Source organism: Massilia sp. CCM 8734 (assembly GCF_011682155.1).
GTDB lineage: Bacteria > Pseudomonadota > Gammaproteobacteria > Burkholderiales > Burkholderiaceae_D > Telluria_A > Telluria_A rubra.
In genome coordinates, this window is sequence record NZ_WHJI01000005.1 from 52936 (window position 1) to 73535 (window position 20600).

22 protein-coding genes and 1 tRNA gene are annotated in these 20600 nt (G+C 65.4%); 15 read left to right on the forward strand and 8 right to left on the reverse strand.

Annotation, left to right across the window (positions count from 1 at the left end; all coding sequences use genetic code 11):
• Positions 1-9 precede the first annotated feature (9 nt).
• From F2P46_RS06635 to F2P46_RS06655, 5 genes are read left to right on the forward strand one after another with little or no spacing between them, the layout of a single operon-like run.
• Positions 10-2118 (forward strand): carboxypeptidase-like regulatory domain-containing protein, encoded by a 2109-nt coding sequence (locus F2P46_RS06635; RefSeq protein ID WP_166886498.1) that lies wholly within the window; start codon positions 10-12, stop codon positions 2116-2118.
• A 3-nt stretch (positions 2119-2121) separates the two neighbouring features.
• Positions 2122-3195: an aminotransferase class I/II-fold pyridoxal phosphate-dependent enzyme gene (locus F2P46_RS06640; protein ID WP_166886501.1), complete on the forward strand. Its 1074-nt coding sequence runs from the start codon at positions 2122-2124 to the stop codon at positions 3193-3195.
• Positions 3179-3799 carry a GIY-YIG nuclease family protein gene (locus F2P46_RS06645; protein ID WP_166886504.1) on the forward strand — a complete coding sequence of 207 codons (621 nt, stop codon included), beginning with the start codon at positions 3179-3181 and terminating at the stop codon, positions 3797-3799. The genes F2P46_RS06640 and F2P46_RS06645 overlap by 17 nt, the downstream gene beginning before the upstream one ends.
• A 46-nt stretch (positions 3800-3845) precedes the next feature.
• Positions 3846-4484, forward strand: coding sequence for a hypothetical protein (locus F2P46_RS06650; protein WP_166886507.1), 639 nt, complete (start codon positions 3846-3848; stop codon positions 4482-4484).
• The gene (locus tag F2P46_RS06655) at positions 4481-5209 is read left to right on the forward strand and encodes an amidohydrolase family protein (protein ID WP_166886510.1); all 729 of its coding nucleotides are present in this window, start codon (positions 4481-4483) and stop codon (positions 5207-5209) included. Before F2P46_RS06650 ends, F2P46_RS06655 begins: the two co-directional genes overlap by 4 nt.
• 4 nt (positions 5210-5213) lie before the next feature.
• On the opposite strand, the gene F2P46_RS06660 is transcribed toward F2P46_RS06655, so the two are convergent.
• From F2P46_RS06660 to F2P46_RS06690, 7 genes are all read right to left on the reverse strand, one after another.
• Positions 5214-6575, reverse strand: a complete 1362-nt coding sequence (locus tag F2P46_RS06660; protein WP_166886513.1) for a sigma-54 dependent transcriptional regulator — start codon at positions 6573-6575, stop codon at positions 5214-5216.
• A 216-nt stretch (positions 6576-6791) separates the two neighbouring features.
• Positions 6792-7211 carry a hypothetical protein gene (locus F2P46_RS06665; RefSeq protein ID WP_166886516.1) on the reverse strand — a complete coding sequence of 140 codons (420 nt, stop codon included), beginning with the start codon at positions 7209-7211 and terminating at the stop codon, positions 6792-6794.
• Positions 7208-7663 (reverse strand): hypothetical protein, encoded by a 456-nt coding sequence (locus tag F2P46_RS06670; protein ID WP_166886519.1) that lies wholly within the window; start codon positions 7661-7663, stop codon positions 7208-7210. The genes F2P46_RS06665 and F2P46_RS06670 overlap by 4 nt, the downstream gene beginning before the upstream one ends.
• Before the next feature lie 13 nt (positions 7664-7676).
• A complete protein-coding gene (locus F2P46_RS06675; protein WP_166886522.1) occupies positions 7677-8126 on the reverse strand; it encodes a hypothetical protein in 450 nt (149 codons plus the stop codon).
• 316 nt (positions 8127-8442) lie between these two features.
• Complete coding sequence (locus tag F2P46_RS06680) at positions 8443-9855, reverse strand: pitrilysin family protein (protein ID WP_166886525.1); 1413 nt, start codon at positions 9853-9855, stop codon at positions 8443-8445.
• A gap of 11 nt (positions 9856-9866) precedes the next feature.
• On the reverse strand, positions 9867-11246 hold the full coding sequence (locus tag F2P46_RS06685) for a pitrilysin family protein (RefSeq protein WP_229509124.1): 1380 nt from the start codon (positions 11244-11246) through the stop codon (positions 9867-9869).
• Positions 11247-11422: 176 nt separating this feature from the next.
• Positions 11423-11977 (reverse strand): FxDxF family PEP-CTERM protein, encoded by a 555-nt coding sequence (locus F2P46_RS06690; protein WP_166886530.1) that lies wholly within the window; start codon positions 11975-11977, stop codon positions 11423-11425.
• A 520-nt stretch (positions 11978-12497) separates the two neighbouring features.
• On the opposite strand from F2P46_RS06690, the gene F2P46_RS06695 reads away from it, so the two are divergent.
• Positions 12498-13184, forward strand: coding sequence for a methyl-accepting chemotaxis protein (locus F2P46_RS06695; RefSeq protein ID WP_166886533.1), 687 nt, complete (start codon positions 12498-12500; stop codon positions 13182-13184).
• On the opposite strand, the gene F2P46_RS06700 is transcribed toward F2P46_RS06695, so the two are convergent.
• On the reverse strand, positions 13185-14486 hold the full coding sequence (locus F2P46_RS06700) for a GMC family oxidoreductase N-terminal domain-containing protein (RefSeq protein WP_166886536.1): 1302 nt from the start codon (positions 14484-14486) through the stop codon (positions 13185-13187).
• Between the two features lie 190 nt (positions 14487-14676).
• Here F2P46_RS06700 and F2P46_RS06705 point away from each other — a divergent pair, with 190 nt between their 5' ends.
• From F2P46_RS06705 to F2P46_RS06745, 9 genes are all read left to right on the forward strand, one after another.
• Positions 14677-14883, forward strand: a complete 207-nt coding sequence (locus tag F2P46_RS06705; RefSeq protein ID WP_166886539.1) for a hypothetical protein — start codon at positions 14677-14679, stop codon at positions 14881-14883.
• Between the two features lie 74 nt (positions 14884-14957).
• On the forward strand, positions 14958-15710 hold the full coding sequence (locus F2P46_RS06710; RefSeq protein ID WP_166886542.1) for a DUF2807 domain-containing protein: 753 nt from the start codon (positions 14958-14960) through the stop codon (positions 15708-15710).
• A 32-nt stretch (positions 15711-15742) separates the two neighbouring features.
• Positions 15743-16357: a tetratricopeptide repeat protein gene (locus tag F2P46_RS06715; RefSeq protein ID WP_166886545.1), complete on the forward strand. Its 615-nt coding sequence runs from the start codon at positions 15743-15745 to the stop codon at positions 16355-16357.
• Between the two features lie 649 nt (positions 16358-17006).
• On the forward strand, positions 17007-17987 hold the full coding sequence (locus tag F2P46_RS06720) for an NAD(P)H-quinone oxidoreductase (RefSeq protein WP_166886548.1): 981 nt from the start codon (positions 17007-17009) through the stop codon (positions 17985-17987).
• Between the two features lie 83 nt (positions 17988-18070).
• Positions 18071-18826: a triose-phosphate isomerase gene (gene tpiA, locus F2P46_RS06725; protein ID WP_166886551.1), complete on the forward strand. Its 756-nt coding sequence runs from the start codon at positions 18071-18073 to the stop codon at positions 18824-18826.
• Between the two features lie 36 nt (positions 18827-18862).
• Positions 18863-19333 (forward strand): preprotein translocase subunit SecG, encoded by a 471-nt coding sequence (gene secG / locus F2P46_RS06730; RefSeq protein WP_166886554.1) that lies wholly within the window; start codon positions 18863-18865, stop codon positions 19331-19333.
• Between the two features lie 166 nt (positions 19334-19499).
• Positions 19500-19586: transfer RNA gene (locus F2P46_RS06735), tRNA-Leu, on the forward strand.
• Between the two features lie 172 nt (positions 19587-19758).
• Positions 19759-20118 carry an NADH-quinone oxidoreductase subunit A gene (locus F2P46_RS06740; protein WP_099876556.1) on the forward strand — a complete coding sequence of 120 codons (360 nt, stop codon included), beginning with the start codon at positions 19759-19761 and terminating at the stop codon, positions 20116-20118.
• Between the two features lie 3 nt (positions 20119-20121).
• Complete coding sequence (locus F2P46_RS06745; RefSeq protein WP_054263649.1) at positions 20122-20598, forward strand: NADH-quinone oxidoreductase subunit B family protein; 477 nt, start codon at positions 20122-20124, stop codon at positions 20596-20598.
• Positions 20599-20600: the final 2 nt, after the last annotated feature.

Here is a 20600-nt window from a genome sequence, read left to right on the forward strand (position 1 = left end):
GAGAATGACATGAGCAGCAAGAACAATCTGAAGGACGCCCGTACCGGGTCGCTTGAGGTGACCGTGCACGAGGCCCGGACCGGCGCGCCGGTGTCGAATGGCGCCGTCAGCGTGTATCGCCACCCGTCCGGCATCGACAGTTTCGAGGCGGCCCGCTGGACGCCGTCGTACGAAGCCCTGGAAGCGAGCGCCGTCACCGGCAGCGCGGGCGAGGCCACGGTGGCCAACCTGGCGCCGGGCAGCTACGTGGTCGTCTACGAGCACTACCCGCTGACCGAGCCGCGCTGCGTGAAGGTCGATGGCGGCTGCCGCGCCGTGGTCTGCTTCCAGCTGGCGCTGGAACTGCGCGCCGAACTGAGTTACGAAACGGTCGACTGCCAGGCCAACACCTGCAGCGTGGCGCGCGTGGCCGACCGGGTGGTGGCGACGATCCGCTTTTCCGGCAACCAGTCCGACCTCAAGCCGCATGTGCGGTTGCTGCCCACGCCCGGATGGACCGCGCGCGAGGACGATCCGTACGTGCTCTCGCGCGTGGTGCGCCACGCCGGGCCGCAGCAGTTCGAGGCGGTGCTGGCGTTCGAACGCAGGCCCTCGGCGGCCGCGCTGGCGCCGGGCATCAACATGGCGCCACTGGCCGCGCCGGCCATGATCGGCATCCGCCAGGGCTTTGTCGCCGACGAGCGCACGCCGAGCCCGATCTCGGGCAACATCGGCGTGTCAATGACGCGCACCGAGACCGAGCCGACCGACGACTTGCCGCTGTGGACCCTGATCCGCAACAGCACCGATGCGATGTCGTTTACGAACTACCTGAACTTCATGGATGCGCTGTTCTGCACCCCGGCCAACCGTACTGCCGCCTTCGACGCAAAAAGCCAGCTGTTCGAGCAGTTGCGCCAGCGCCGCGCGCTGCCCTTCAACGATTCGGAAGCCTACCGCGTGCTCAAGGTGGCGACCGAAGCGTTCGTGATGGTCAACTGCGGGGTCCTGAGCCAACCGAACATGTTCAATCCGGTCGAAGACCAGGCTTACCTCGACCGGCGCGATATTCCGGCCACGCGCGACCTGGAAACCACCTTCAACGCCGACTACCTCGAAACCACGGTGGACGGCACCAAGGTGCTGCCGTACCTGGCGATCATCCGGCGCAAGCTGCCCGACGTGCCGATCCACCTGCTGCGCGGGATCGAGGGCGAAGCCGATATGTGCTTCGGCATCGTCCAGCAAAAGCTGGCCAATCCCTGCCTGCTGGAGCTGATCTGGTCCTACTGGCACGAAGAGGGCATGCTGGTGCAGACCATGAACGCGATCACCCAGCGCTTCCAGAACGTGCGCGCGCTGGGCCGCGACGACCCGCTGGCGAACCTCGAAATCGACCCGCTGCGCCCCCTGAATAACCTGATCTGGGGTTACACGCAGGATGAACAGCATCGCCTCACCGTGGTGCGGCGCAATTACGAGTACGACCACCACTACGGCGTGCGGCTCGACGGCAAGGCGGTCCAGCATTTCCGCCCGGCCGACACGCGCTCGAAATTCCTCGAAGCCTTTCACTACCTGCTGCGCCTGTGCACCGCCTTCTATCGCCAGGACGACGACACCACCGTCAAGGCCGACGCCTTCCCGGTGCTCAATGGCCTCAAGGAGGTGCACCTGATCCTGTCGCAAGGCGCGCACAACCAGTTCGGTGACCTGCCATCGACGGCGCGCATCGAAATGCTGATGCAGCAGTGGATGCTGGCGCGGCCCGAGTTCCGCGAGTTCCTCCCGACCCGCATCATGGTCGCCTATCCGGAACCGTGGATGGACCGGGTCGACGCCATGAAAAAGCTGCAGGGATGGTCCGATACCAGCGTGATGCACTTCCGCAGCCTGGCCATGTTCGGCGAACAGGTGCTGCTGTCGGTGCGCTACGGCGCCTGGAGCGACATCTACGAGCCGACCCAGGCCTTCAACTGGGCGCGCTTCTGGCGTCCGCAGATCCAGGGCTACATCCACGCCTACCGCGCCGCCACAGGGGTCGACCTGACGGTCGATGCGCGCGATCCGAAGGCGGAAGGCACCTTGCCCTCGATCCTGCTGCGCCGCCGCCTGGAGCAGCAAGCGCGGATGGCGTAGGCCATGCTCGACTTTTCCAGCGCCCTGTATCTCGGCATGCGCCATCCCAGCGCGGACCTGGGCGGCTGGGACGCGCTGACCCTGGGGCGGCCGGCGGCCAGCATGGAGCCGCCGGGGGCCGCGCAACTGGCGCAAGCGCTGGCACTGCTGTGCGGCTGCCAGGCGGCGACCCTGCTGCCATCGACCTTGCACCTGTTCTGCGACCTGTTCGACCTGCTGGCGCGCGAACCGCTGGCGATCCTGGTCGATGGCGCCAGCTATCCGATCGCGCGTGCCGGGGCCGAACGGGCGGCCGCGCGCGGCACGCCGCTGACGGTGTTCGCGCCGGCCGACGTGGACGGCGCGCGCAGGCTGGCGCGCAGCGCACGCAAGCAGGGACGGCGCCCCTTGATCCTGGCCGACGGCTATTCGCCGGGCGCACCCGGACCACCGCCGCTGGCCGCCTACGCGGCGTTGATGCGCGAGGCGGGCGGCTGGCTGGTGCTCGACGACACCCAGGTGGTTGGCCTGTTCGGCGCCGCCGGCGGCGGTTCGCTGCGCCGGCACGGCCTGCAAGGGCCGCACGTGGTGGTCGGCAGTTCGCTCTCGAAAGCGTTCGGCGCGCCGCTGGCGGTGCTGTGCGCCAGCACGGAGCTGGTGCGCCGCTTCGGGCAATCGAGCCAGGCGCGCGTGCATTCGAGCCCGCCGTCGGTGGCGGCGATCCGGGCCGCGCTGGCGGCGCTGCGCATCAACCGCGCGCACGGCGACCAGCTGCGCTCGCGCCTGTGGCGGCGCGTGGCCCAGTGGCGCCTTGGAGCGGCCAGGCATGGCATTGCGCTGCATGCGAGTGCGTTTCCGGTGCAGACGCTGGCGCTGCGGCGCGATATCGATGGCGATACGCTGCACGCCTGCCTGCGCCGCGCCGGCGTCGATGCGGTGCTGCAGCGCGCGGGTGCGCGGGCCACGCTCAGTTTCATCGTCACGGCGCGCCACGCGCCGGACGACATCGAACGCGCACTGGCGCTGCTGGCGGCCTGCCTGCGCGCGCAGGCGCCGACGGCCAGACATACAAGGAGGGAATATGAATACGGAATTTGAAATGGTGGCTTTTGAGATGGAACAAGAGCGTGGTGGCCGCCGTGGTGCGCCGGCGCGCGCACCACGGCCGTCGTCGGGCCGTACCTGGCCGCGCGCGCCACGCTGGCCGGCCTGGGGCGGCTGGCGCTATCCGGTGCTGGCGCCGTGGCCGGAACCGGCTCCTTACGCCATCGAGGATGACGAACCGCAGGACGAACAGCCCACCAGCATCGCGCCGGCCCTGGCCAGGATGGCCGCCGCGCCAAGCTACACATCCTACGGTCCGCTGCGCGACGCGGTGGCGAAGGTGGGCGCGAACCTGGCGGGACTGTACCTGATCGAGTTCGATGGCCCGGCCGGCAAGCGTGCCTACAGCGGCCAGAGCGACAACGTGGGGCGCCGCCTGCGCCAGCATCTGCTGTGCGCCACCATGCTGGGGCTTGACGTGGGCAAGCATCGGGTGTTCGTGGCGCCGTCGCCGTCGGCGGCCGCGCGGCGCAAGACCGAAAAGGACCTGCATGCGCAGATGGGCGTCAAACCGCGCAAACCGGGCGATCCGCCGGGCGTGCTGACCAACCAGCGCAAGGAACTGGAAGCCGAGTTGCTCGGCGAGTTCTGGGGCTGACTTACTTTAACGTATGCAAACGCTTCATCAACCGAAGGAGATCGTCATGCAAGAATCAGGATGTGGTTGCGCCAAATGCCGCCAGGCGGCCGGCGAACTGGAAGTGCTCGAATTCGCAGCGCCCGGACCCTTCGGGGAGCAGGAAGAAATCGCGCTGGCGATGGAATTGATGTCGGTCGCCAGCGAGGAAGAACTCGAGCAGTTCCTCGGCAAGATGTTCAAGGGGATCTGGAAGGGCGTGAAAAAGGTCGGCTCCGTCATCGGCAAGGTCGCCAAGCCGCTCGGCGGGGTGCTCAAGGGCCTGGCCAAGACCGCGCTGCCGTTCGTGGGCAAGGCGCTCGGCTCCTTCATACCGATTCCGGGTGTGGGCACGATGCTTGGCGGCGCGCTCGGGAGTGCCGTCGCCAAGGCACTGGAGATGGAAGCGGCCGGTCTCGATGGCGAGGAGCGCGAGCTGGAAATGGCGCGCCGCTTCGTGCGCATCGCCGGCACCGCCGCGCAGCAGGCCGGCATGGCGGGGCAGGGCATGGACCCGCAGCGCGCCGCGCGCCAGGCGGTCGATGCTGCGCTGCGCTGCCATCTGCCGCGCATGCGCCAGCCGGGAGTGGCCGGCGGCGCCATCGATCGTGCCGACAGCGGCACCTGGCGCCGCCAGGGGCGCGGCCAGATCGTGCTCGACCTATGATCATCGATTGCCATTGCCACGCGGGCGAGGGCGACGGCTTTTCGGGCCCGTGGGACAGCGACGCCGGCCTCGAACGCTACCTGGCGCGGGCGCGCCGGGCCGGCATCGCGCGCACGGTGCTGCTGGCCGCGTTTCACTCCGACTACGCGCAGGCCAACCGCAGCGTGGCGCGCATCGTGGCGGCTGATCCGGGCCGCTTCTACGGCTTCGCGTTCGTGCATGCGCAGCGCGACCGCGGGCGGGTGCGCGCGCTGGTGCGGGTGGCCGTCGAGGAGTACGGTTTCGTGGGCATCAAGCTGCACCGGCACGACGCGCGCATCTCGCGCGAGGTGTGCGAAACGGCGCGCTTCTTTCGCCTGCCGGTGCTGTACGACGTGACCGGCGAGGTGGCGGTGGCCGAACTGCTGGCCAGCCAGTTCCCGGACGTGAACTTCATCCTGCCGCACCTGGGCAGCTTTGCCGACGACTGGAGCGCGCAGTTGGCGCTGGTCGACCATCTGGCGCGCCACCGCAATATCTACGCCGACAGCGCCGGCGTGCGCCGTTTCGATCTGCTGGAAATGGCGGTGCGCCGCGCCGGCGCGCACAAGCTGCTGTTCGGCTCCGACGGCCCGTGGCTGCATCCGGGCGTGGAACTGGCCAAGATCGGCATGCTCGGCCTGGCGCCGGACGACGAGGCGCTGGTGCTGGGGCAAAATTTGCTGCGCCTGATCGGGCGTCAGTGACGCATCAGTGTGCTTCGGCCCAGGCTTTGCGCCTGATCTGCAGCGCGCGGTCGGTCACGCCCAGGCGCAGGGCGGCGCGCTGGTTGTTGTCGCCTTCCTGTTCCAGCACCAGCTGGATCGCGATGTCGGCCGCGGCCTGGCTGATGCGCGCGAGGCCAATGCGCAGGTCGATCGCCGCGCGGATCGCACTTTCGAAGCGCACGTCGGGCCAGATGGCGGGCGCGCCGCGCGCGGGCCGCTCGTCGGGCGCCAGGTCGCCGATGGTGATCGGCCCGGGGCCGCTGTGGCGGCACCACAGGCGCGCCACGGTCTGGCGCAGTTCGCGCACATTGCCGGGGTACTCGCGCAGCAGCAGGTATTCGCGCACGGCGTCGTCGAATTCGCAGGCCGCGCCGGGGCCGGCCAGCAGCGCCAGGAAGTGCTGCGCCAGCGGCAGCACGTCGTCGCTGCGTTCGCGCAGGGGCGGGGTGCGGCAGCGCCAGGCGGCGATGCGGTGGAACAGGTCGGCCCGGAAGCGCCCGTTCGCCACCTCCTCTTCCAGGCTGCGGTTGGTGGCGCACACCAGCCGGAAGCGCGAGCGCTGCCAGGTGTTGCTGCCAACCCGCTTGTAAGTGTGCTCCTGCAGCACGCGCAACAGTTGCGCCTGGAGCGGCAGGGGTAGTTCGCCTACTTCGTCGAGAAACAGCATGCCGCCGTCGGCCAGCGCAAAAGCGCCGTCGCGCGCATTGGCCGCTCCCGTGAAGGCGCCGCGCTCGTGGCCGAACAGTTCGCTGCCGGCCAGCTCGGGCGTGAGCGTGGTGCAGTCGAGCACGACCAGTTCGCCGCGCCCGCCGAGGCGGTGGATCAGTTGGGCGACCTGGTCCTTGCCGGTGCCGGTCTCGCCGGTGATCAGGACCGGCGACTCGGTGAAGGCCGCCACCTCGACCACGCTGTGCACCAGCGCGCGCCAGGCGGGACTGGCGCCGACCAGGGTGGTGCGCACCTCGGGCGAGTCGGCCAGGCGCTGCAGGGCGTCGCGGCGCTCGAGCCGGGCCCGCACGCGCGCGGCGGCGTCGTTGGCGTCGGTCCAGTTGAGCACATCGAAAGCGCCGGCCTCGAGCAACGCCCACATGTCGGCCGTGGCCGGGGCGCGCGCGCCGACGGCGATGGCCAGCACGCTGGCGCCGGCGGCCAGGCTGCGCACCCGCTCCAGCACGGCGGCATCGATGCCGTCGAGCAGGGCCAGGCCGAAGCCGGATGCGCGCGCGCCGCCGGGATCGAGCTGCAAGCCGGCCTGTTCCAGCGCCGCCGCCACCTTGGCGCACAGGGCGGCGCTGACGTGTTCGAAGGCGTGGATCCAGAGCGGGAGGGGCAGTCGGGCTTGCATGCGCGTCGTTCTCCCGGTCAAAGAAGTTGCACAATGTTTGACAAGGCTCAAAGGTTGATTGAGCCCAGCTTGCTACAAACAACTATACGTGCTTCTTTGTGCACAAACTTTGATCTGGCTCAATGCCCATTTTGTTGCGCAGAAGTTCGTAACATGGCATGGAAAATGCCACGGAGCGTCGGACAGCGGCCGCTGCGGACCGCGTGGGCCTTTGCCTCAGAAACTGCAACCGGGCGATGGCAGTGCGCTCGGCTCGGGCCGCAGGCCGGCAACGGCTCCGGTGTCTTCGATGTAAACGGTGGCAACGCAGTGCTCAGCGGCAATCTGCAGGTCGAGGCGGTAGCGTTGTCCGATGGCGGGGATGAGGCTCGTTGCTGCGCTGCACTTTCCGCCAAGGCCGACATCATGGCGTCCGACGACGGTGACGCGCGTGCCAGCGGGAATGGCGGCGTAAGCGGTCTTGTCGCCCTGCAGGGCGTGTTCCCGGCCTTGCCGGCAAATCCACTTCTCGCCTGAGCCGGCGAGGTTCACCGTGGCGGCGGAAAGTTGCGGAGGATGGCGATACGGTGGCAGGATATCGCAAGCGCTCGCTGTGCCAAGCGCCGCGATGAGCACGAGATAGCGCGCCGGCCTCATGGCGCCGTGCCTTTGACCTTCGATTCAAGTTGCTTCATCACGGCATTGGCCGACAACAAGCCGTCCGCATCGGCCTCGAAGGGCAGGATGTAGGCGTAGGAAAATGCGCGCCCGTCAAGCGTCGAAAAGGTGCTGTTGGGACTGCGCCGGTCCTTCAGGGCCGACGGCAAATCGCGGTACAGCGCGAAGTAGGGCTTGCCCTCGCGCTGGGCGATTTCCGCACTGCGGTACAGAACGTAGTGCGCGGCCATGTACACGCCGACGCCAAGAGTGCCGGTGTAGCTCACCTTGATCAGTTGGCCGGGACCCTGTTCTTCTTCGTAACCACCGTGGACACCGCGAAACAAGTTGGCCGTTCGGCTCTCGTAAGCGCTGGCGCAGGCCGACAGGGTGAGGGCGATCATGGCGACACTGCCCAGGCGCTTGAGCGTCATGAATGTGTTGTTGGACATTGCGTGAACCTGCTTACTTGAGCAGAAGTGGAATGATCGCCCCCCAGTCGATCGGCTTGTACCAGCCGATGCCGTTGTGGGTAATGCCGTTGAGCGTGTGGACGCAGGAATAGGCCGGCTTGGTGAACGGGACCGCATGGTTGTCCTTGTCGACGATGAACAGCTCGCAGCTTGTCGAGTTGCCGCGCGTGTACAGTCGCGCATCATAGGTTTCATTCGCCTTGGGCGTGAACGTGGCGGTCACGGAGCAACCGGAATTGCCGCCCCACAGCACGTGCGAGGTGCTCATGGCAAACGTGAATTCCTGGTCCGCAACGATCGGCTTGGAAGGCAACTCGTCCTTCTCTTCCATGGACGTGTTGCTGCTGATAAAAACACCGGCGGTCGAGCGCTCGCATTCGGTACCGGCGTAGGTGATCGCCGAGCCGTTGCGCATGCGCGTGCCCGGGGTATCGTTTTCCATGTACATCGTCAACGTTGCCATCGGCTTGTTGGCTGGGGGTACGTAAGTGCTACAGCCCGAAAGCAGGGCGAGCAGCAGGGAAGCGGAAAGAAGACGTGGGTTTGGCATGATGAGAGAGAAACAGGCGCGTGGAACGCGCTATGGGGCTGGTGTCGATCCGGCCAGCCACATGAGTGAGGTGGCGGGGAGGGATGGAACCCGGCATTATCTCCCAGCAAGATGACCAATTGCAACTATTGGCTTGCGCACGGGCGGCGTTCGGGCCGATCGGTGAAGCGGCGGCGCGCCCTGGCGGGCGGCCGCGCCTGTTCCCCGCTTACTTTTGCTGGACGCTGAATTCGCCGTATTTTTTCAACTGCTCCGCCACGGCGGCATTGTCGCCCACCACCACCACCGATTGCAGTTCCGGAGCAAAGTACTTCTTGCCCATCTCGCGCACCTGTTCGGGCGTGACTTTCTGGATCAGCGGCACGTACTGGCCGAGGAATTCCGGCGGCAGGCCGACCAGCCAGTTGTTGGCCAGGGTGCGGGCCACGGCGGCCTGCATCTGGTTGCTGATCAGGTAGCCGCCGGCCACGTAGCGCTTGTTCATGCTCATTTCCGCTTCCGGCACCAGTTCGGCGCCGATGCGGGTGTACTCGTGCAGATATTCCTTGAGCGCGTCGCCGGTCACTTCGTTGCGCACATCGGCGCCGCCGACGATGCTGCCGCCGTTGCGGAAGATGCGCGCCCCGGCCGAGGCGCCGTAGGTGTAGCCCTTTTCTTCGCGCAGGTTGAGGTTCACGCGGCTGCTGAAACCGCCGCCGAGGATGGTGCTGGTCAGGCGCAGCGGCACGTAGTCGACGGCGCTGGCGGCCATGCCCGGGCTGCCCAGGCGCATGGTCGACTGCACGCTGCCGTCGCGTTGCAGGAGGATGCGCACCGGCTTGGCGGCCAGGGTGGCGCCCGGGGTTTCGGGCAGGGCCGGGCCGTCGGCCTTCCAGTCCCCGAAGGCGGCGGTGGCCAGCTTGATGGCTTCGGCCTCGTCGATGCGGCCGGTGATCACCAGCAGGCTGCGGTCGGGACGGAAGCGCTTGCCGTGCTCGGCGCGCAGCAATTCCGGCGTGACCGCGTTGATCGATTCCACGCTCGGGCTGGTGTTGCCGTACGGGTGATCGGCGAAGACCGCCTTGTTCAAGGCGCGTTCGGCGCGAAAACCGGGGTTGGTTTCGGATACTTTCAAGCCCTCCAGCGCGTTGCCCTTGCCCAGTTCGACTTCTTGCGGGGGGAAGGCCGGCATGCGCGCCACTTCGGCCAGCAGTTGCAGCATCGGGCCGGCGTTCGAGGTCAGGGCGTTGGCCGAGACCACCACGCCGTCGTGGCTGGCGCCGGCGCCGACTTCGCCGCCCAGGCCCTGGGCCGCTTCGGCGATGGCGCGCGAGTCGCGCCTGGTGCTGCCTTCGTTGAGCAGGCCCGCCATCAGGGTGGCGAAGCCGGGCAGCTTGCGCTCGTCGGCGGCCAGGCCGGCGCCGCGCACGGCCAGCACGTAGTCCACGCGCGGCAAGCCCTGGCGCGGCACGACCCACACCTGCAGGCCGTTGGCCAGGGTTTTCTTGATGATCTTGGGGGCCGGGATCGGCTTGTCCTTGCCGTACGGCGGCAGCTTGGTGGCGGCCGGGGCCGGTGCAGCGGCTTGCGCGGCCGTACCGAACAGCAGGGAAATACTCATTGCCAGCATCAGTTTTTTCATGGCGGCTCTCCTTAGTTCTTCACGGGCGTTGGGGCGGCCACGGCGGCGGTCTTGGCGACCGGCTTGCGGTCGATCACGGTGCGGTTGGCGCGGGTCAGGTAGGTTTTCGCGACGCGCTCGATGTCTTCCGAGGTCACGCCATCGATCCAGCCCGGAATCTGGTTGGCCACGTTGGCGTCGCCCCACAGGGTTTGCAGCTTGGCCAGGGTGTCGGCGCGGTCCATGAAGCTTTCGAGCGTGTTGTACCAGTTGGCCAGCATACGCGTCTTGACGCGCTTGAGCGTGGCCGGATCGACCCCGCCGGCGGCCACTTTGGCGATTTCTTCATCGATGCCCTTGAGCACGGCGTCGGCGTTGCTGGTCGGCTTGTACAGGGCGAACACGGTAAACAGGGTCGGGCCGTCGAATTCCCACGGGCTGGTCAGCCCGTACAGGTTTTCCAGGTTGAGCGCCACTTCGCGCCCCTTGACCAAGCCCTGGTACAGCACCGAGGCGTCGCCGCCGGCCAGCAGCTCGCCCAGCACCGCCATCGGCGCGAGATCGCGGCTACCGCGCGCCGGCATTTTCCAGGCGGCGGCAATGGCCGGCACCTGGGCCAGCGCGTCGCTTTGCTCGATGCGTTTTTCGGCCGTGTTCAGCGGCTCGGTAAAGTCGGTGGCGGGCGGGGTCGGGCGTTTCGGGATGGCGGCGAAGTATTTTTTGGCCAGCGCAAAGCCCTGGGCCGGGGTCACGTCGCCGGAAATGGCCAGTACCGCGTTGTTGGGGCCGTAGTAATCGCGGTGGAAATTGCGCACGTCGTCCAGGCTGGCGCCTTCCAGGTCGGCGAAGCTGCCGTAGCCGTCGTGGTTGTTTTCCCACTTCTGGAACGCTTGCTGGTTGATGTCGATCCACATGAAGCCGCCGTACGGCTGGTTCTTGACGTTGACGCGGATTTCTTCCTTGACCACGTCCTGCTGGTTCTTCAGGGTCTTCTCGTTGAAGTCGAGCGTCTTCATGCGGTCCGCTTCGAGCCACAGGATCGACTCGATCGACGATACCGGCGCCGTCTCTATATAGTTGGTGAAGTCGGGCCGGGTCGAGCCGTTGTTGCGCCCGCCGCCGCCGGTGATGGTCTTGTCGAACACGCCCTTCGGCGCGTTTGGCGTGCCCTGGAACATCAGGTGTTCGAACAGGTGGGCGAAGCCGGTGCGGTTTTTCGGTTCGAGCCGCATGCCCACGTGGTACACCACGCTCACGCCGACGGTGGGCGAGGTATGGTCGGGCGAGACGATCACGGTCAGGCCGTTATCGAGCTTCTTGACGTTGACGGGAATGTTCCAGCTGTCGCCAGCGGCCGCGAATGCGGACAGCGACAGGGAAAGTCCGGCGATGAGAACGGGGAGTTGGCGCATGCGCATGGATGACCTCACGATAAAAACCTGGTAAACGAAGCTTGGCTGCAGGGGCGGGGCCCGCTGCATGGCGAAGTATCTTAACGTACGTTGGTTTTTAAGCAAACATATGCATGCGAAAAAAAACCCCGCGCCAGGGGGGGGGCGCGAGGTTTTTCATGCGAGGCGCGTAAAGCTTACGCTGCCAGTGCGGCGGCTGCTGCCTTTTTGTTGCGGCGGCGAGCGGTGAAGCCCAGCAGGCCGAGGCCGGCGAGCATCATGGCGTAGGTTTCTGGCTCAGGTACTGGCGCCAGAGCGATGTTGGCCGAGTAGCGACCCGCTGCGTTCGACAGGATGGTGCCTTTGACCTGGATCGTGTAGGCGCCAGCGCTCAGGCTGGAGGTCGACAGCGACCACTGGTCGGTCGCGCCGGTCGACAGCAGGGTGCCGCCGAACAGCGAGCCGGCGCTGTCGATCAGGTTGAAAGCGGTGATGTCCAGGCCGTTTTTAGCGTTGCCGGTGATCGACAGGACGCCAGCGGCGAATTCGCCAGCCTGGGCCAGGGTGAAGCTGTAGTTGTCGACGAAGGTGTCGCCTTTTTGACCGCCTTTGAAGAAACCGTCGGCTTCAGCGAAGTTGTCGACCAGCTCCAGGGTCGAGTTGTTGATGATCTCGACAGCGGAAGCCTGGCTCGATACCAGGGCGGCGGATGCCAGCGCGATGGCCGACAGGAAAACTTTAGATTTTTTCATCATATTGCACCTATTAAAATTGCCTTTTGTTAAGGCCGGATTGTGGCTTGGATCACGTATGTGTACGCGAGAGGCCAATCTAACATTGGCTTGTGACAGTGGTAAGGATGAGCTCGTTTCTTTACATTTCGTTGCAATTTTCTACAGAGAACGCTTTATTGATATGGAAATACTATTGCACGCGCATCTTCATAGTGAAGAGCTCGCTTGACTTCTGTTGCAGAGCACCATTTCTGTCTATATCATTTGTGTATGTAGTCCTATTCCTACAGGAAGGCGAGAAATTTAGGAGGCGATGCTTTAAGTAAATCATAAGTTATTGTTCAGTTAAGCCAGGTCAACACGACAGGCGCGCATCATGTTGGGATGTGGCGGACTGCTTTGGTGCTCGCTTTGTGCCGCATTGCGCTAACTTGGTGAGCCCATAGCAAAAATCGCGCGTGGGCGCTGGCACGGAACCTGCATCTGTTGCCTCTGTCCGGCTGGCGAAGTCGCCGCCGGCGCGGAGAAGGAGAACACCATGTTGGAAGATGCGAGCACACTGGAACGCCCGCGCGACGATGGATTTGCCGGGGCCAAGCTGTCCGGCGATGTCTTTGGCGCACTGATCAACCTGTCCGGCCGGCGCCGCTTCACCTCGCAGCGCGTGGTGTTGTACGCCGTACTGGCCTCGATGGGCCACGACGGCGCGGCGGCTACCGCGCGCGAGACGCTGGCGCAGTTGCGCGAAACGCATCTGACCCTGGTGGAAGGCAAGGGCGGCTTGCCGGGCGTGTTCTGCGCCCCCTTGCGCGAGGCCTATTTTGGCGTGTTGCAGGGCGACCGCGTGATCCGCGACTTCATCGCGCTGGCCGGATCGACGCTCGACGCCATCGTCGGCGAAGGCCGCGGCGCGCCCGCGCTGCTAGATGAGCTGGTGCGCAGCGCCACCGCCCTGCTGAGCGTGCTCAACGGGCTGACCCTGGTGTATGAAGAACAATCGAAGCGCCACGCCCAGCTGCAAAGACGCCAGTTGCAAGTGATGATGGGCGACATCCAGACCATCGCCAAGCAGGCCCGCATGGTCGCTTTTAACGCCCAGATCGTCGCCGCACGCGCCGGCCAGGCCGGCAAGGAGTTTTCGGTGGTGGCCAGCTCCATGACCCTGATCACGGGTGAAATCGACGATCTGGTGCATGCGGCGCTGAACGGCGCGCTGGCCAGCTGACTAGCGCGCCAGGCGCTGGCCCAGCCATTTGCCCAGGCACAGCAAGGTCAAGGTCGGCGGCAAGCCCCACGGCCCCGGAATGACCGAGGCGTCGCACACATACACGCCTGCCGCGCCGGCTTGCAGAGTGGCGTCGACGCCGTCGCCGATGCGCACGCTGCCGCCCGGATGCGCGGCGAAATGGTGGCTTTTGAAGACGTGCGTGGCGCCGCAGCCGGCCAGGATGGCGCGCGCCATCGCTTCGCCCCGGGCCAGCTTGTCGCGATCGCGCCGGTGCAGGGTCTTGTCGACCCAGCGCGGCCCCACCGCGCCGCCGGCCTGGTCGGCGATCTTGACCATGATCGAGAGCGTGCGCCGGTGCGCGAACAGGCGGTCGAAGCGGCCCGCCTGCGCCGTGAAGGCCTGGTACATCGGCTTGGGCAGGGTCATGTCGGCCAGCGAGATGCCGGCGTCGTCCAGGCGCATGCCGGCCGCCATCGGCACCTCGGCGCCACCGTCGAGGCCGTCCACCGTGCCCATCACCGCCACCACCGGATCGCTGAACAGGCTGCTGGACTGGGCGCGCAAGCCGCTGCCGTGCAGCAGGCGCGGGCTGCCGACGCCGCCGCCGGCCAGGATCACCAGCGGCGCCAGCGCCTGTTCCAGCTTGCCTCCACGCATGTATTCGACCCCGGCCGCCTTGCCGTTCTGCACCAGCACGCGCGTGGCGCGGGCCTGGTCGAGCAGGGTGGCGCCGTGGGCGCAGGCCTGCCCGATGAAGTCGCGCGCGCTCCACTTGGCCCCGAACGGGCAGCCATAGACGCAACGCCAGCAACCCGGGCGGCACAGTTGCGGGCGGATCATCTTGTCGAGCTTGCGCCAGTCCATGCCCAAGGCCAGGGCGCCTTGCATGATGCGGCTTGCCGCCGGGCCGACCAGGGAATCCGGAAGCGGGCCGATCGGCAGTTCGGCGCGCAGCGCCTGCAAGGCCGGCCCCAGGTCGATGCCGAGGGCGGCGAAGCGGGCCAGGGGCGGATCGGCGGCGGTGGCGAAATTGATGCTGGAGCTGCCGCCGGCGTTGATGCCCTGCACCAGCAGTGAGGCGTCGCGGTGGATAAAGGCGCCTTTGCCGGGAACGGCGGCGATGCGCGCCATCTGGGCCAGGGTGCCTTTCAATGGGGCGGCGCTGCCCTGTTCCAGGATCAGCACGCGCAGGCCGCGTGCGGCCAGTTCGCGCGCCACGCTGGCGCCGCCCGGTCCGCTGCCGACGACAATCGCATCGGGCGAGGGGGCGGTGGTGGACGTGGAAGTGGGCGCGGACATGGTGCACGAGTATCGGCCGCAAGCGTGGGCTCGTCAACTGGCAAACCTGCGCGTGACGCCTCATCGCGCATTTTCGCTGGACCAGGTGGCGAAAAATGCAGTTCATCGCAATCGGCTGGAGACAGGCGCGCCATGTGGCTAAAGTCACACCATACCGCCACGTCACTAAACCGAACACGAGGAGCTCATCATGAACATCGCCAAACACATGGAAGCCATTTTTCTTGCCGTCGTCGCCGTGATCGGCGCCAGCACCTTCGCCACGGCCGGCGCGCCGGCGCCAGCCCAGCGCAGCGCGCCGCTGGCCGCCAGCGCTAATGTCGAGTCCGCCATTCCGGTGGTCGTGGTCAGCGCGCGCCGCCTGAGCGCCGCCGAAAAAGCCCGGCTGCCGCAATAAGCTGGCATGCCGTCCGACTTGCTGCTGGCGCAGGCGCCAGGCAAGCCACGATAAGAAAACGCGAAAGACGCACCATGATTGATTTTTTCAAAGCCGGCGCGCTGGCGGCGGCGCTGGCCCTGGCCCCGCTCGCCACGGCCGGCGCCGCCGACGACAGTGCGACCGAAACGCGGACGATCGACGCCAGCGCCCGGCGCGTCCGGCTCGATGGCGCGATCGACCTGCACCTGCGCCAGGGCGCCGTGCCCAGCCTGGTCATCAGCGGCGCCCGGCGCGCCTTGGGCAGCGTCACCACCGAGCAGCACGGCGACACCATCAGCATTGGCGGCGCCGCGCGCGGCGCGCGTGCGCGGGCTGAACTGACCCTGCCGAGCTTGCGCGAAGTGTCGTCCGACAGCTTCGGCTCGACCGAGGTCAGCGGCTTTGCCGGCGACGAGCTCGACCTGTCGCTGGAAGGGGCCGGCTCGATGAAAGTCAACTGCACCTACCGCGTCGTCAGCGCCAGCCTGGGCGGGGTCGGCAGCCTGGACTTGCAGGGTGTGGCCAGCGAGGGCGTCGAACTGGCGCTGCGCGGGGCAGGATATGTCAAGTTGAGCGGACGCGCCAAGTGGCTCAGGGCCAGCCTGGGCGGGCTGGGCGGACTCGATGCGCAGCACTTCCAGGTCGACAGCGTGAATGTCGACCTGAACGGGCTGGGCAACGCCACGGTGATGGCGCGCCAGAGCGCCAACCTGCGCCTGAACGGCATGGGGTCGGTGACGGTGTACGGCAAGCCACCCAGCCGCAACGTCAGCGTCGAAGGCCTCGGCAAGGTCACTTGGAAATGAGCGTCATGCACGCGCGCCCCATGACTCGCACCATGAAAAAATTCTTCTTTGCGATACTGATCGCGGCCGGCCTGCACGGCAGTGCGGTCGCCGGGTTTACCGAAGGCGCCAACGCCTACAATGCGCGCGACTATGCGCATGCGCTGAAAGAAGTCGCGCCGCTGGCGAGGGCCGGGCATGTGGACGCGCAGCATTTGCTCGGGCTCATGTATTACATGGGACGCGGGGTGGCGCGCGATTACAAGCAGGCCATGCTGTGGCACCGCAAGGCGGCCGAGCAGGGCAAGGCCGACGCGCAGTATGTGGTGGGGGCGATGTATTACACAGGCAACGCCGTGCCGCTCGATCACAAGGCGGCGATCGGGTGGTTCCGCAAGGCCGCCGAGCAGGGTCATGCCGAGGCGCAGCATGCGCTGGGCTTGATGTACCGCTATCACGCGGCCGGCATGCCGCAGGATAAGGTGCTGGCGTATATGTTGTGGAACCTGGCGGCGGCCAGCGGCAACGCCAACGCCACCGAACAGCGCGCGGCGATCGCCAGGCGCATGACGCAGGAGCAGATCGACGAGGCGCAGGCCTTGTCGCGCGCGTGGAAGCCGGGCACGCCGTTGCCGACGCAGTCGCGCAGTGGAGCAGGGGCGGGGTAGGCGCTGCTATCCTGTGCGCTGGCGTCGCAGCGCTTGGGCGCTCCCTCCTCGACGGCGCCGGGAATTTCTGCGTCATCCGTTCTTGTATCGACACCCTGCGCAAACAAAGCCACACTTCGTCATATAGATAATGAGTTTTGCAACTGCACTATGAGTGATCCTGTTCCCATTGCGATGTACTGTCCAGGTAACACTGTCCGGTGTGATATGACTTTTGATGTTTAACGACCGGTACTGCTGGATCTGAATATCCTGGGAAAATGAAATCGCATATCTTTTATCGACAAAAGCGGCGTCGGAGTTTCGTGGGAAGAAATTTCTTTTGACGGAAGGCGACATGGAAAAAGTTGAGCTGGTATTGGGTGGAATTTATGAATGCGTGGAATGTCTTAAAAACAAAGACTAAAACAAAAACAGCGGGTCGACACGGGAGATTCGAACAAGAGGGCAGTGCCGCAACGGTAAGTAGTGCCTGACGCAAGGGCAGATGCTGCCGTACACACGCGCCGCCAGGCTGATTAAAGACCATTGACGTGTACGGGCTTGCCATGTCTCCGGGCATGCTGCTGTCCTGGGCGGCGCCGTGCAAAAACACGCATCCCCCACATCCCGTACAATCGCCTTTTGCCCCCAAGCGAGCCCCCATTTCATGCGTGCCATCGAAATCAAACAGCCCGGTCCTGCCGATGTATTGCAACTGTGCGAGCGTCCCGTTCCTGAACTGAAAGCCGGCGAAGTGCTGATCCGCGTGCACGCGGCCGGCATCAACCGTCCCGACGTGCTGCAACGCCTCGGCCACTATCCGGTCCCGCCCGGCGCCTCCGACCTGCCCGGCCTCGAAGTAGCCGGCGAAATCGTCGACGGCGACCTGGCCGGCAGCACCTTCGCCAAAGGCGACATGGTGTGCGCCCTGGTCCAGGGCGGCGGCTACGCCGAATACTGCGCCGCGCCGTTGCAACAGTGCCTGCCGGTGCCGAAGGGCCTGTCCCCGCTCGAAGCGGCGTCCCTGCCCGAAAACTTCTTCACGGTCTGGAGCAATGTGTTCGACCGCGCCCACCTGTCCGGGGGCGAGACCCTGCTGGTGCAGGGCGGCACCTCCGGCATCGGCGTGAGCGCCATCCAGCTCGCCGCCGCGCTCGGCCACCGCGTGTTCGCCACCGCCGGCAGCGCCGACAAGTGCCGCGCCACCGAGTCGCTTGGCGCCGAACGCGGCATCGACTACAAGACCGAGGACTTCGTCGCCGTGCTCAAGTCGCTCACCGACAACAAGGGCGTCGACGTCATCCTCGACATGGTCGGCGGCGACTATATTCCGCGCGAAATCGATTGCCTGGCCGACGATGGCCGCATCGCCCTGATCGCGCTGCTGGGCGGCGCCAAGGCGAATCTCGACCTCGGCCAGGTGCTGCGCCGTCGCCTGACCATCTCCGGCTCGACCCTGCGGCCGCGTCCGGTCGCCTTCAAGGGCGCCATCGCCGCCAAACTGCGCGACAAGGTTTGGCCGCTGATCGGGCAAGGCAAGATCCGCCCCGTGATTTTCCAGACTTTTCCGCTCGCACAGGCCGCCCAGGCGCATGTCCTGATGGAGAGTTCTACCCATATCGGGAAGATCATGTTGCAAGTGCTGTGATCGGTTGGCAACTGACCCCGGCCTTTGTTTGACCGACATCGGATCGGGGGTTAAAATAGCGGGTTAATTAAATCTGGGCTACTATGCGTCGCAAACTGGTCGTAGGAAATTGGAAGATGAACGGCAACCGTGCCGCGAATGCAAGCCTGTTGGCCGGCATCGTCGCGGGCGTCAATGCCGCTGACATTACTAAGGCCTCTTGCGCCGTGTGCGCGCCGGCGCCCTATCTGGCCCAGTGCCAGGATGTCCTGGCCGGTAGCGCGCTCGCCTGGGGTGCGCAAGACGTCTCGGCGCAGCCGGGCGGCGCCTTCACCGGCGAAGTTGCCGCTTCCATGCTGGCCGATTTCGCCTGCGCCTACGTGATCGTCGGCCACTCCGAGCGGCGCGCCTACCATGCCGAAAGCAGCGAGCTGGTGGCGAAAAAAGCCGTCGCCGTGCTCGACGCCGGCATGGTCCCGATCGTGTGCGTCGGCGAAACCCTGGCCGAACGCGACGCCGGCCAGACCGTGGCCGTGGTGTCGGGCCAGCTCGGCGCCGTGCTCGACCTGGTGGGCGAGCGCGTGGCGCAGATCGTCGTCGCCTACGAGCCAGTCTGGGCAATCGGCACCGGCAAGACCGCCACGCCGGCCATGGCCCAGGAAGTCCACGCCCAGTTGCGCGCGCAACTGATGGCGAAGAATGCAGTAGCGGCCGAGACAGTGCAGATTTTGTACGGCGGCAGCATGAAGCCCGATAACGCCCTTGAATTGATGGCCCAGCCAGATATCGACGGTGGCCTCATCGGCGGGGCGGCATTGAAGGCGGCGGATTTCCTCGCCATTCTTCATGCGGCCAATTGAACTATTATTGTTGTTAAACTTGGAATGGAATAAGCAATGAACACGTTGTTCAATCTGGTAGTTGTTGTACAGGTTCTTTCCGCTCTGGCGATCATCGGCCTGGTATTGCTGCAGCATGGCAAGGGCGCCGATATGGGTGCGGCTTTCGGTTCCGGCGCTTCCGGCAGCCTGTTCGGCGCCACCGGCTCGTCGAACTTCATGTCGAAGTCGACCGGCGTGGCCGCCGCGGTGTTTTTCGGCGCCACCCTGGGCCTGGCGTATTTTGCCAAGACCAACACCGGCACCACCGGCGGCGGCCTGATGGACCGCGCCGCAGTGACCGCGCCAGCGCCAGTGACCGGCTCGGCCGCGATCCCGACCGCTGCGCCAGTCGCACCAACTGCACCGCTGGCGACACCAGCCGCGCCGCCAGCGTCGGTCACCACCGGCGGCGCTACGCCGGCAGCCGCTCCGGCGACTGCGCCAGCAACTGTTCCACCAGCACCTGCTAATCAGCTGCCAAAGTAATCGTTTTCTGTTAGAATACTGCCCGCGCACAGAGTATTAGTGCAGGCAGTAAGGCTGCATATTGGCCGGTATCAAAAAGAAGTAAAGTTTTTCTGTTTTATCCTTGTTTTCGCGCAATTTTGCATTGAATACAGTGATGTAACAATGTTAGAATAGCGGACTCAATGCCGACGTGGTGAAATTGGTAGACACGCTATCTTGAGGGGGTAGTGGGCGAAAGCCTGTGCGAGTTCGAGTCTCGCCGTCGGCACCAAGAATATAAAAGCCAGCAAGGTTGCATAAGCGAACATGTTTATGCCTAAGCTGGCTTTTTTGCGAGGATCAGTCGTACGGTCCTGGTGGCAAGGTTCAAGCCAGGTTCGTGCGGTAGGGCGCTGCGACATGCAGTGTTTCATTAACCGATCGTTCAACATAGGCTCCATCAAGTGAACCTCGATAATTACTTCCCCGTCCTGTTGTTCATCCTGGTTGGCATCGGTGTCGGTGTCGTCCCGCAGGTACTGGGATATCTGCTCTCTCCCCATAAGCCCGATTCCGCCAAGCTGTCGCCTTACGAGTGCGGCTTCGAAGCGTTCGAAGACGCGCGCATGAAGTTCGATGTCCGCTACTACCTGGTGGCAATCCTGTTTATTTTGTTTGATCTGGAAACGGCATTCTTCTTCCCATGGGGCGTTTCCATGCGTGAACTGGGCTGGTCCGGCTTCGTGACGATGATGGTCTTCATCGCCGAGTTTGTGGTCGGTTTTTGGTATATCTGGAAGAAAGGTGCCCTTGATTGGGAATAAGCCATGTCAATTGAAGGCGTATTAAACGAAGGTTTCATCACCACGACAGCAGACAAGCTGATCAACTGGGCGCGTACCGGGTCGATGTTCCCGATGACGTTCGGCCTGGCTTGCTGCGCCGTCGAAATGATGCACACGGGCGCGGCCCGCTACGACATGGACCGCTTCGGCGTCGTGTTCCGTCCCTCGCCGCGCCAGTCCGACGTGATGATCGTCGCCGGCACGCTGTGCAACAAGATGGCGCCGGCCCTGCGCAAGGTCTACGACCAGATGCCGGAACCGCGCTGGGTCATCTCGATGGGCTCGTGCGCCAACGGCGGCGGCTATTATCACTATTCGTACTCGGTGGTGCGTGGTTGCGACCGCATCGTGCCGGTCGATGTCTACGTGCCGGGCTGTCCGCCGACCGCCGAAGCGCTGCTGTACGGGATTCTGCAACTGCAGAACAAGATCAAGCGCACTAATACCATCGCACGTTAAGA